At 70.9% G+C, this 11,548-nt stretch carries 9 protein-coding genes and 1 pseudogene; 3 read left to right on the forward strand and 7 right to left on the reverse strand.

Annotated features, from left to right (window positions below):
* Positions 1-106: 106 nt before the first annotated feature.
* Positions 107-919, forward strand: a pseudogene (locus BCL76_RS39500) (DMT family transporter); the annotation flags it as partial.
* A 24-nt stretch (positions 920-943) separates the two neighbouring features.
* Here BCL76_RS39500 and BCL76_RS39505 read toward each other — a convergent pair.
* Positions 944-2,209: a transglycosylase family protein gene (locus BCL76_RS39505; RefSeq protein WP_109777206.1), complete on the reverse strand. Its 1,266-nt coding sequence runs from the start codon at positions 2,207-2,209 to the stop codon at positions 944-946.
* 196 nt (positions 2,210-2,405) lie between these two features.
* Here BCL76_RS39505 and gndA point away from each other — a divergent pair, with 196 nt between their 5' ends.
* Entirely contained in the window at positions 2,406-3,851 is a 1,446-nt protein-coding gene (gene gndA / locus BCL76_RS00130) for an NADP-dependent phosphogluconate dehydrogenase (RefSeq protein WP_109777207.1), read from the forward strand.
* Positions 3,852-4,074: 223 nt separating this feature from the next.
* On the opposite strand, the gene BCL76_RS00140 is transcribed toward gndA, so the two are convergent.
* From BCL76_RS00140 to BCL76_RS00155, 4 genes are all read right to left on the reverse strand, one after another.
* Positions 4,075-4,713, reverse strand: coding sequence for an aspartate/glutamate racemase family protein (locus BCL76_RS00140; RefSeq protein ID WP_181382377.1), 639 nt, complete (start codon positions 4,711-4,713; stop codon positions 4,075-4,077).
* Positions 4,710-5,051 (reverse strand): GNAT family N-acetyltransferase, encoded by a 342-nt coding sequence (locus tag BCL76_RS00145; RefSeq protein WP_258309143.1) that lies wholly within the window; start codon positions 5,049-5,051, stop codon positions 4,710-4,712. Before BCL76_RS00145 ends, BCL76_RS00140 begins: the two co-directional genes overlap by 4 nt.
* 16 nt (positions 5,052-5,067) lie before the next feature.
* The gene (panD, locus tag BCL76_RS00150; protein WP_109777209.1) at positions 5,068-5,487 is read right to left on the reverse strand and encodes an aspartate 1-decarboxylase; all 420 of its coding nucleotides are present in this window, start codon (positions 5,485-5,487) and stop codon (positions 5,068-5,070) included.
* Between the two features lie 117 nt (positions 5,488-5,604).
* Positions 5,605-6,189, reverse strand: a complete 585-nt coding sequence (locus BCL76_RS00155; protein WP_146228284.1) for a hypothetical protein — start codon at positions 6,187-6,189, stop codon at positions 5,605-5,607.
* Between the two features lie 252 nt (positions 6,190-6,441).
* Here BCL76_RS00155 and BCL76_RS00165 point away from each other — a divergent pair, with 252 nt between their 5' ends.
* Positions 6,442-9,111, forward strand: a complete 2,670-nt coding sequence (locus BCL76_RS00165) for a helix-turn-helix transcriptional regulator (protein WP_181382378.1) — start codon at positions 6,442-6,444, stop codon at positions 9,109-9,111.
* A 61-nt stretch (positions 9,112-9,172) separates the two neighbouring features.
* Here BCL76_RS00165 and BCL76_RS00170 read toward each other — a convergent pair whose 3' ends face one another.
* Together BCL76_RS00170 and BCL76_RS00175 are read right to left on the reverse strand one after the other, a co-directional pair.
* Positions 9,173-10,651, reverse strand: coding sequence for a purine-cytosine permease family protein (locus BCL76_RS00170; protein WP_109777213.1), 1,479 nt, complete (start codon positions 10,649-10,651; stop codon positions 9,173-9,175).
* Between the two features lie 146 nt (positions 10,652-10,797).
* Positions 10,798-11,502 (reverse strand): SMI1/KNR4 family protein, encoded by a 705-nt coding sequence (locus tag BCL76_RS00175; RefSeq protein WP_146228285.1) that lies wholly within the window; start codon positions 11,500-11,502, stop codon positions 10,798-10,800.
* Positions 11,503-11,548: the final 46 nt, after the last annotated feature.

Raw genomic sequence — 11,548 nt, forward strand, 5'->3', positions numbered from 1 at the left:
CTGCCTGAAGGACCACGCTGCGTACTCCCGTACTACGTCGGGAGTATGACTGATCACCACCTGTGGACGGAGGAATAGCGCAGGTGGGTCGGGCATTGTGGAGCTTATGAGTGCACTGGCGCTGTCGGTCCTGCTCTGCCTCGTGTCCGCCCTGGCGTACGCGGGCGGCGCGATCGTCCAGGAACGGGTCGCGGCGACCACGCCGGACCGCCGCTACGCCCCGCTGCGCCGGGGTGTCTGGTGGGTGGCGGTGGGGCTGAACGGCCTCGGTGCGCTGCTGCACGTGGTGGCCCTCGCGTACGGGCCGCTCAGCCTGGTCCAGCCGTTGGGCGCCCTGACCATCGTCTTCGCGCTGCCGATGGCCGCCGTGTTCGTACGGCGCCGGGCGGGCGCGGCCGCCTGGCGGGGGGCGGTGCTGGCCACGGTCGGCCTGGCGGGGCTGCTGGCGCTGACCGGTGGGAACGGGCGGGCGGAGCAGTCGCTGGGGCAGGACGAGCGGCGGATGCTGCTGATCGTGACCGCGGCGTTGATGCTGGCGCTGTTCCTGGCGGCGCACCGGATGCACCGGGCGGTGCTGCACAGTGTGCTGCTGGCCGCGGCCGCGGGTACGGCCTTCGGTATGGCGTCGGTGTTCACCAAGTCGATGGCCGAGGACTTCGGGTCGGGTGCGCCCGCCGGCCTGTGGCCCGACCTCGTCGCGATCGCGGTCCTGGCGGCGGGCGGGCTGCTGCTGTCGCAGGCGGCCTACCGGGGGGCCGGGCTGACCGCGCCGCTGGCCACGCTGACGGTGATCAACCCGGTGGTGGCGGCGACGGTCGGCATCACGCTGTTCGACGAGGGTTTCCGGTACGGGGCCGCGGGCGCGACGGCGGCGGTGGCCAGCGCGACGCTCGCCGCGGCCGGCTTGATCCTGCTCACCGTCGTGCCCTCGCACGTGCGCGGGTCAGATGCGGACCCCGTGGCCTCGGAGGTACTTGAGCGGGTCGATGTCGGAGCCGTATCCGGGTCCCGTGCGCATCTCGAAGTGCAGGTGCGGTCCCGTGGTGTTGCCGGTCGAGCCGGAACGGCCGATGCGCTGCCCTCCGGACACCTGCTGACCGGCCTTGACGCCGAGGGCGGAGAGGTGGGCGTACTGGGAGTACCGGCCGTCGGTGTGCCGGATGACGACCTGGTAGCCGTAGGCCCCGGCCCAGCCGGCGGAGACGACCGCGCCGGGTCCCACCGACTTGACGGTGGTGCCGGTCGCCACCGGGAAGTCGACGCCGGTGTGGTAGCCGCTGGACCAGGAGGATCCCGAGACGCGGTACGCGGTGCCGAGGGCCGCGTCGACGGGGGCGGAGAAGCCGCCCGCGACCGGCTTCTGCTGCGCTGAGGCGGGCTCCGGCGCCGGCTTCTCGGCGGGCTTCTCGACCGGCTTCTCCACCGGCTTGGGCGCGGGCTTCTCGGCCGGCTTCTCGGCGGCCGGCTCCACGGGGGTCACCGGGTCGGCGGTCCGCGGCGGCTTCTCGGGGTCCTGCCTGGGCGGCGGCGGTAAGGCCGGCCCTGTGGTGATCCGCAGGGTGAGCCGCTGGCCCGGGAAGATCAGGTTGGGGTTGCCGCCGATGGTGGTCCGGTTGGTCTCGTACAGCGCCTGCCAGCCGCCCTCGACGTGCTGGTCGGTGGCGATCGCCGAGAGTGAGTCCCCGGGTGCGACGACGTACGGGTTCGGCAGGACGGAGGTACCCGTCGGGACCGCCGCGCCACCCTGCTCCGGGGCCGTCCGCGCCACGGGCACCACGGGCGCCGCCGGGGACCGCCCCTGCGTCTGCGGGGTGACGGCGGGGGCCGGGCCGCTGCGTGTGAGGCCGGCCCGCTTCCCGCAGTCGGGCCAGGCGCCGGGCCCCTGACCCTTCAGCACCTTCTCGGCGACCGCGATCTGCTGGTCCTTGGTGGCCAGGTCGGCGCGCGGGGCGTAGGCCGTACCGCCGAAGGCCCGCCAGGTGCTCTGGCTGAACTGGAGGCCGCCGTAGTAGCCGTTGCCCGTGTTGATGCGCCAGTCGTTCGTCGACTCGCAGGACGCGACCTTGTTCCAGGTGTCCACGGAGGCCGCTTGGGCGACTCCGGCCCCGATGAGCGGGAGCGCGATCCCGGCGCCGCCGGCGGTGACGGCCAGTGAGGCCCGATTGATGCTGCTCGGCTGATACCGGCGGTGCCGGCCCCGTACACCCATGGGAGCCCCCATCGAAGACATCAGGAACCGCACAACTTAACGGTGCGATCAGAGCGTGACAAGAGGCGCAACGGGGCGCATGCCGGAGGAACTTGACTGTATCTCGATGAGTAAAAGATCCACCGGGGTCCGCGTGGGGGTAGCTTCGGTGCTCCCCGCCCACCGAAGGCACACCGAAGCAAGCAGGAGCGCACCGATGAGCACCAGCACAGCCCAGATCGGCGTCACCGGACTCGCTGTCATGGGCAGCAACCTCGCCCGCAACTTCGCCCGCAACGGATTCACCGTGGCCGTCCACAACCGGACGGAGGCCAGGACCACCGCGCTGGTCGAGGAGTTCGGGCACGAGGGCACCTTCGTGGCGGCCGGGTCGGCGAAGGAGTTCGTCGACGCGCTGGAGCGCCCCCGGCGCATCGTCGTCATGGTCAAGGCCGGGGAGCCGACCGATGCCGTGATCCGCGAGTTCGCGCCTCTCCTGGAGGAGGGCGACGTCATCATCGACGGCGGCAACGCGCACTTCGAGGACACCCGGCGCCGCGAGCGTGAACTGCGCGAGCGGGGACTGCACTTCGTGGGTGTCGGCATCTCCGGCGGCGAGGAGGGCGCGCTGCTCGGCCCGAGCATCATGCCCGGCGGTTCGACGGAGTCGTACGCCTCCCTCGGACCGCTGCTGGAGAAGATCTCCGCGAAGGCCGCCGACGGTACGCCCTGCACCTCGCACGTGGGACCCGACGGCGCCGGACACTTCGTCAAGATGGTGCACAACGGCATCGAGTACGCCGACATGCAACTCATCGCCGAGGCCTACCACCTGCTGCGCGAGGTCGCGGGCTACTCCCCCGCGAAGATCGCGGAGACCTTCCGGGCGTGGAACCGGGGGCGCCTGGACTCGTACCTGATCGAGATCACGGCGGAGGTGCTCGCGCACACGGACGCCTCGACCGGGCGCCCGTACGTCGATGTCGTGGCCGACGCCGCCGAGCAGAAGGGCACCGGCCGTTGGACGGTGCAGATCGCCCTCGACCTCGGGGTGCCGGTGTCGGGGATCGCCGAGGCGGTCTTCGCCCGCGCGGTCTCCGGCCACGCGGACCTGCGCACGGCCGCGCGGGGGCTCGCGGGCCCGACGGCCACCGCACTCGCCCCCGAGGAGGCGGAGGCCTTCGCCGCCCAGGTGGAGCAGGCGCTGTACGCGTCGAAGATCGTCTCCTACACCCAGGGCTTCCACCAGATCCGGGCCGGCAGCGAGGAGTACGGCTGGAACGTGGACCTGGGCGCCGTGGCCTCGCTGTGGCGCGGCGGCTGCATCATCCGGGCCGCGTTCCTCGACCGGATCCGGGCGGCGTACGACGCCCGGCCGGAGCTGCCGAGCCTGCTGGCGGACACGCACTTCGCCGAGGAGATCGCGGCCGCCCAGGAAGGGTGGCGGTCCGTCCTGGTGGCGGCGGTGCGCCAGGGGATCCCGGTACCCGCGTTCGCGGCCTCACTGGCCTACTACGACGCCCTGCGCACGGAGCGGCTGCCCGCGGCCCTCACCCAGGGGCAGCGGGACTTCTTCGGGGCGCACACCTACCGGCGGACGGACCGCGAGGGCTCGTTCCACACGCTCTGGAGCGGCGACCGCTCCGAGGTCCGCACCTCGTAGCCGCGGTCGTCAGCTCAGGGGCCCGGGCTGCGGGATCGGCGCGGGCCCCGGGGGCGGCGGGATCGGGTCCGGCTCGGGGACGGGTCCGGGCACGGGCGGCACGGGCCGCGGCATGGGCTCGGGGTCGGGGAAGGGGTCGGGCCCCGGGGGAGGCGGCTGCGTCTCTTCTACAACTTGCTTTCGCACCATATGGGCCACCTTCCCGCGATTGCGGCCCGTATGCCTACGCGACACCCCTGGCGGCCGAGCGCAGGGCCAGGCCCGCGGCAAGGCCCGGAGCGGGGCTGGAGAGTACCGGGATCGGGCTCGTGGCCAGGTCCGCGGCTTCGGCCATGGAGGCCTGGGCCAGCACGATGACGTCCGCGCCGGTGACGGAGTCGGCCGCCTCGACGATCCGGGCGAGGTAGCCGGCGGTGTCCCCGGCCTCGAAGCGGTCCCAGGCCCCGGCAACCAGGTGCGTACGGATCGACACGGGCCGCTCGCCCGCCTCCTCGGCCAGCAGCTCCCGGGTCGGGGCGAGGGTGGACTCCAGGGCGGCGAGTACGGCGATCCGCGCCCCCGCCCGTACCGCGGCGGCGGCCATCGGCCGGTCCACCCGGAGCACCGGGACGCCCAGCGCCGGAGCCAGGGACTCCGCGGTCGCCCCGATGGTCGAGCAGGTGACCAGCACGGGCGTCCCGGCCTCGGCGAGCAAGCCCCGAAGGGCCGAAGTCACCGACTCCGGCCCTTCGGCACGGGCCCGGTCCAGCAGCGCCGGGACCACCAGGTGCCGCAGTGCGGCCCCCGGATGGTTCCGGTCACGCAGCGCGTCGAAGACCGGGACGTGCACGGGCGAGGTGTGCAGCAGGAGCAGATCGGTCACCGGGCGTCGCGAGCCGCGGCGAGCTGCGCCTTGGCCGCCGACACGACCTCGGCGGCCGGCTCGGGCGCCTCGTCGGGATGTTTGGCGGCCCAGCTCGCCGCATAGGGGCAGAGCGGCACCACGGGTACTCCCTCGGCTGCGGCGATCCCGTAGAAGGTCTTCACCAGCCCGCCCGCGATACCGCGGCCCTCGTGCCCCTGCTCGACGATGGTGTGCACCGCGACCAGGGCGTGGGGCGCGTCGGCGAGCACGAAGTACGCGATGTGGCCGACCGTCGTCCCGTCCTCGACGGCGAGCAGCCGTCCGGCCTCGCGGTCGTCCTGGAACTCCATCGACATCGTCCCTTCACTCCCCTCAGAAGGCCACGGCGTGCGGGCTGCGCCGCTGGTCCGTGTCCGGCACCGGGGCGGACGGGTCCGCACCCAGCTCAATGATCCGGTTGTCGCCGTCCACGTGCACGACGCGGGGCTTCAGCACCCGGGCCTCGGCGTCCTCGACCTGCGCGTAGCTGATGAGGATGACCAGGTCCCCGGGGTGCACCAGGTGCGCGGCGGCTCCGTTGATCCCGATGACCCCGGATCCGCGCTCGCCCTCGATGACGTAGGTCTCGAGCCGCGCACCGTTGGTGATGTCCACGATGTGGACGAGCTCCCCGGGCAGCAGATCGGCCGCGTCGAGCAGGTCGGCGTCGACGGTCACGGAGCCGACGTAGTGCAGGTCGGCCTGGGTGACGGTAGCCCGGTGGATCTTGGACTTGAACATGGTACGAAGCATCGGAAAACTCCCGGATTGTCGGCTACCTGCCTGCTTTACGCAGGTCAAGTGCGGTCTCCGCAGATTACAACCAATCGCCTGCCCGGTCAGCCCTCTCCAGGTCCCTCTCCAGGTCTTTCAGGCTCGTGCGGGTTTCCAGGCGCGGTACACGTCGTCGACGGCGATTCCGCCGAAGCGTTCCGTGAGTTCCTGTTCCCTGAGGTCCTGGAGGTCGGGCTCGCTGATGCGTACGGCCGAGTCCGTGAAGTCCGCGAACGTCACCACCCACTCGCCCTCGGCGGGCCCGAGGAACGAGACGCTTCCCTCGCCTCCCAGTCGGCTCGCGGCGGCTCCCGCGTAGATCATGGGGAGGCGGTGGTCCCGGTAGCTGTCGTAGTCGGGAAGGAAGCCGTGCATCGCGACGACCGCCCCTGCATCGGCATCGGCATCTGCATCTGCGCCGTTCTGCAGGATCTCCACGAAGCCCCGCTCGTTCGCGAGTTCCGACTGCATATGGGCCAGCAGATCGCCGACCGTGGCGTTCCCTGGCAGCGCTCTCGGCTCTTCGCCCAAGAGGTCGTCGTCGCCCATGTCGATGCCGCCGAAGCCCGGCACGGGTTCGAGCTGCTCCCGTTGTGCGAGCAGGACGTGTTCCTTCCAGTGGGAGAGGCTCTCGTGGGCGGGGAAGCGAAGGCGCAGGTGGAAGTAGATGCCTTGCGACACAGGAATGTCTCCCTGGTGGGTGCGGTGGGTGCGTGTGCCGGACGTTCTCATCCGGCGCCGACCGGGGCCCAGAGCAGTCACTACTCCATCCTCGCCGCTCGGAGCCCACCGGGCGGAGAGCCGCGTGAGTAGCATCTACTCAAGCCGAGTCGGCCGGTGGAAGTGCAAGGTCGTCCTGCGAGCCGCCGGCCCCTGTCCGTATCGGCGGTCCATGCCGGGTGTCGGCACCGGTTCAGAGCTCAGGTGGCTGCCTTGCATTCTCCGTACACGAAGCGTGATGTCCAGCGCGCCTGGCCTCTCGTCGGCAGGGAAGCGGAGAAGGAGGCCTGTGAGGCCGCCCTGTCCGACCCGGCCTGCAACGGCGTTGTGATCCGGGGCTCGGCAGGGGTCGGCAAGACCCGTCTGGCCACCCACGTGTGGGAGAGGGCGCTGGCGGCGGGCCATCAAGGGAGCCGGGCGACAGCGACGGCAGCGGCGGGCACCATTCCGTTCGGCGCTCTCGCGCACCTGCTCCCCGACAGTCTCGATTTCGGCGATGCACCCGCCGCCTTCCGCGCGGCGCGGGCGGCTTTCGTGGACCGAAGTGGCCGCACCTTCGCCCTGTTCGTCGACGACGTGAACCTGCTCGACGCCAGCTCGGCCACGCTCATCGGGCAGCTGCTGGACATGGAGTCGATATTCCTGGTCGCGACCCTGCGTTCCGATGTGCTGGTGTCCGATGCGGTGCTCGCCATCGACCGCACCGAGGGAATGGCCCACGTGGACCTGCACGCCCTCGCCGAGGACGAGGTGGAGGGCGTCCTGACCACGGTCCTGGGAGGGGTCGTCGAGCGGAAGGTCGTGTGCGAACTGCACCGTCTGAGCGAAGGCAACCTCCTCTTTCTGCGGGAGCTGGTGTTGGGGATGCTGGGCTCCCGCGCGCTGGTCCCCAGCGGCGGTGTGTGGAGGGCTCCCGGTCAGGCGACGGGGCCGCTCCGTACGGCCCGCCTGAGCCAGCTGATCCGTACCCGGCTCAAGCGCTACGGCACGCAGGGCACTCGGACGCTCGAAACGCTCGCGGTCGCCGGACCGATGGGGGTGCCGGATCTCATCGGGGCGACCTCGGCGGAAGCGTTCTTCGCGCTGGAAGAGGCGGACCTGATCCACGTCCATGTCTCCCGGCGTCGCATGACCGCCACCTTGGCGCACCCGCTCTACGGCGAAGTCCTCCTGGAGAGCGTGCCCGTGAGTCGACGGGTGCACATTCTCGGCGAGTGTGAACGGAGCGTCCTCGCCCACGGCGCCAAACGCCTGGAGGACGTGTTGCGGATCGCGACGTGGCAGTTGGGTGCGCGCGGTACGGCGGACCCGCACCTGATCGTGGAGGCCGCGATGCTCGCGCGGCACAGCCACGACTACGTCCAGGTCGTGGATCTGCTGGAGGCGCTTCCCCCTTCCTCGGTGACCGAGGAGACGATGCTGCAGCTGGGCGAGGCCTACTACCTGCTGCATCGCTTCGACGACTCCGAACGTCTGCTGGAACGGGCGTACACCACGGCGGGCACGGAAGCCGAACGCCTGCGCCTGGCCATCGAGAGGACGCAGAACCTCTTCTGGGGGGCGGCCCGCGTGGCCGATGCCCTGCGGGTCAATCGGCAGGCGTTCGAGTCGACGACCGACGCGCGGGCGCGGGCCTCGCTGCGTGCGAACGAGGGCGCGATGCTGGTGTTCTCCGGTCGCACCGACGAAGGCCTCGGCCTGCTCGACGAGGTCGACGAGGTCGACGGGATGTCCGACGAGCGGGTGCGTCTGTACGCCTGCGCCATGAAAGCTCTGGGGCTGAGTGCCGCGGGTCGGACGGGCGAAGCGGTCGCCTTGGCCGGCCGAACGTACGCGGAGCACGCCGAGGCGAGTAAGCGGATCATCATCCAGCATCCGGCAGCCGCGCTCTCCGTGCTGTCCCTGTCCCGCATGGCCGACGGAGACCTCGCGGGCGCGCAACGTGCGGCGGAGCGGGGACATCGGGAAGCGCTGGCCGACAACGCCACGCAGCCCGCGGCCTGGCTTTCGTACGACCTGGGGCGCACGGCCTGGTTGCAGGGCAGGATCGGTGACGCGCGCCGCTGGTTCGCCGAGACGCTGGAGTTGTCCCTGGGCGACGGCATCCTCGTCCCGCTGCGACCGGCCGCCGCCGGCCTCGCGGCGGCCAACGCCGTACTCGGTCGTACGGACGAGGCCGATGCCCTGGTCGCGGACCTGGCCGGCTACCCGGACGTGTTCTTCCTCCCGGGTGAGCACGCGCTGGGGCAGGCCTGGGCGCTCGCGGCCCGAGGACACACCACGGCGGCATGTGCCGTCCTGTCCGGGGCGGCGGATCAGGCCCGGGAGGCCGGTGCGGCCTCCTGCGAGTTGCTGCTCCTCACGGACGCCGCCCGCCTCGGCGCCGCGTCGCAGGTGCTGGCCGGGCTGGTGCGGCTGGAGCAGCGGTGCGAGGGAGCGTTCGCCTCGCCGAGCGTGCGGTTCGCACGCGCGCACGCCGCGCAGGACGGGCAGGGGCTGCTCCGGGCGGCCGGCGAGATGAAGGAGATCGGTGCTCTTCTGATGGCGGCGGAGGCAGCCGCGGCGGCGGCGAACGCCTTTCATCGCGCGGGAGATCCGCGGCGCGCGACCTCGGCTCTGCACCTGTCGGCCGAGCTGGCGCGCTCCTGCCAAGGAGCCGTCACACCGGGGTTGCTCTGCCTCGGGTCGGCCGCTTCCCTCAGCGCGCGGGAGCGGGAGATCGCTTCCCTCGCGACGACCGGCATCACCAACAAGCAGATCGCGGACGAACTTCACCTCTCCACTCGAACGGTGGAGAACCATCTTCAGCGGGTCTATACCAAGTTGGGGATCATGTCCCGCCGCGACCTGGCCACCAGGCTGGCCCCTCGGCAGGGCGGCTGACACCGCGCTCCCTAGGCGATCGTCGGGGCGGTGATCCCGCCCCGCGCGTCGCCGGGCCGCTTCAGTGGGCGAGGTCGAGATCCAGCACGCCTTCCTCCGCCACCACGCGCCGTTCCTCCGTGAGGTCGATCGATCGGCAGAACAGCAGATACGTCAGACCTGCGACGGGCAGGCCGACGAAGACGGAGTAGTCGGCTCCACCCAAGGCCTGCGCCGCGAAGCCGGTGTAGGGGACGGTGACCATGAAGGGGACCATCACCACGAGGCAGATGAGATAGGCGAGGTTCCCGCGCCACCCCCAGCGTCCGTACATCCCCTTCGGGTCGAAGAGCTCCGCGATCGCGTAGGCACCCTTGCGTACGAAGAAGTAGTCGATCAGGTTGATCGCGGTCCACGGTGTGAAGAGGTAGGTGAGGAAGATGAGCACGTTGCTGTAGAATGAGTTGAAGCTGTCCACGCCCACGAACTGGGCGATCGCCCACACCAGAACGAACATGATGCCGATGCAGATCGCGCGGATGCGGCGGGTCGGCCGCACAGGGGCGAAGCTGTCCCGGATCGAGATGATGGCCATCATCCCGCCGTACTGGTTGACCGCCATGACGGACAGCAGGCCGACCAGGAGTGCGCCGACCACCACCTGTCCCAGGCCGCCCAGCAGGCTGTCGGCCAGCTGCTGGAAGGCTGCCACGGGGGTGGCGTCCGGAGCGGCGGACGCGGCGGCGGCGCCGATGCCGAACACCCAGATCGCCGACAGACCGCTGGGCGCGTACGTCCACCAGAAGGCGGACCGCACCGAGGTCTCGGCCGGCAGGTAGCGCGAATAGTCCGAGACGTAGGGCGCCCAGCCGAGCTGGAATCCCGTCACGATCACGAAGACGGTCACGAAGGCCGCCATGTCGAAGTCGCCGAACGCGAGAGCCCGGGAGGGGATTCCCTCGTCGGTGACGACGGCCAGGGTGAGCACGGACATCAGGACGGCCATCGGCCAGGCCAGCCACCGGTTCAACCGGTGGATCCATCGATATCCGAGCAGCGCGACGACCGCGGCGACGGACGCGGAGACGAGATAGCCGAGGTTCTCGTCGATGCCGAACAGGATGTGCACGGCGTCGCCCGCGAGGATCGCGTCCGAGGCGTTGAAGGCCAGATAGTTGACCAGCGCGAACACCCACACGGTCAAGGCGGCGCCGAGATATCCGAACTGGGCACGCGACTGCACGAGTTGGGGAAGTCCGAGCTGCGGCCCCTGTGCCGAGTGGAATGCCATGAAGAACGTGCCGAACAGCGAGCCCAGCACGGTGGCGACGAAGGTCCACATCAGACCGGTGCCGATGCTCAGCGCGGTGACGCCGGTGGCCATCGCGGTGAGGTTGATGTTGCCGACGAACCAGAACGCGCCCAGGTGGCGTACCGTGCCGTGGCGTTCGGCGGTGGGGATCCAGTCGATGGAGCGGGTCTCGATGACGGCCGATCCGGGCGCGGGGTTCTGAGGACCCGCGGTACGGGGCGCGTTCGACGGCAGAGAGCGTGTGGGCATGTATCCCTCGGGTGGGGTGGAGCCTGCAAGTGGTGTCGAGACTCGCAGGCCCGCTCCCGGGCGACATGAGCATGGGCTACTCAATCCGGTGCTCGATCGCGTGCTCGATCGGGTGCTCGATCGGCCGCCCGTGGGCACCCGAAGGTTCAGGCGGGCATCGAGACGATTCGGGTCGCTTCCTCGAGCCACGAGAGGTAGAACCGGCCGAACCCGATGCGGCTCCTCTCGGGGTCCGCGTCAAGATGGTCCGGGACCAACGACACCCCGCTGCCCTCCGGGTCGCACCACATCGTGCCGCGCTCCGCGCCCGTCACCGCGAGCCACGCCCGGGACCCGCCACCGTGATGGCACAGGGGTAGGGCCCCGGTGGTCTTGAGGTCTTGAGCCAGTTGACGGCGCCGTGCCCCCCACGCCCGCTTCGCGTTCTTCTTCGCCTCACTGTCCGGATCCGGGTACTGCCCAGGGTGCTCATCGGGGTGGTCGGCGTCCAAGGCCGCCCGGAGGGCTTCGGCCGAGTCGTGCAGGGGATTGGGGAACTCCCTGCCGATGAGTGCGTGATCGACGGCCGTCCGCGCGTCGTCGAACCAGCGCCACCCGTCCGGCGTCCTCCGCAGCACGAAGATCCCGTACGAAGGGCCCGCGCCGCCGGCGCCCACGTCGAGCAGGAAGCTTCGATAGTCGGCCGGTAGCGTCACACCTGTCTGGGTCTCCACCTCGTCCAACTGCGCGCGCGAGAGCGGCTCCTCGAGAACCCATCCATGGCCGCGCGCCCCGAACACCTCGGCCGCTCCCGGCCGCTCCCCCAGTTCGAGCACCCTGTCACGAACACCGGACCAGTCAACAGTCGTCATGCGACGGCATCGTAGTCAGCGTCCGAACCGTCGGTCGGGGGCGACC

The sequence above is a fragment of the Streptomyces sp. CG 926 genome (genome assembly GCF_003148825.1).
Lineage (GTDB): Bacteria > Actinomycetota > Actinomycetes > Streptomycetales > Streptomycetaceae > Streptomyces.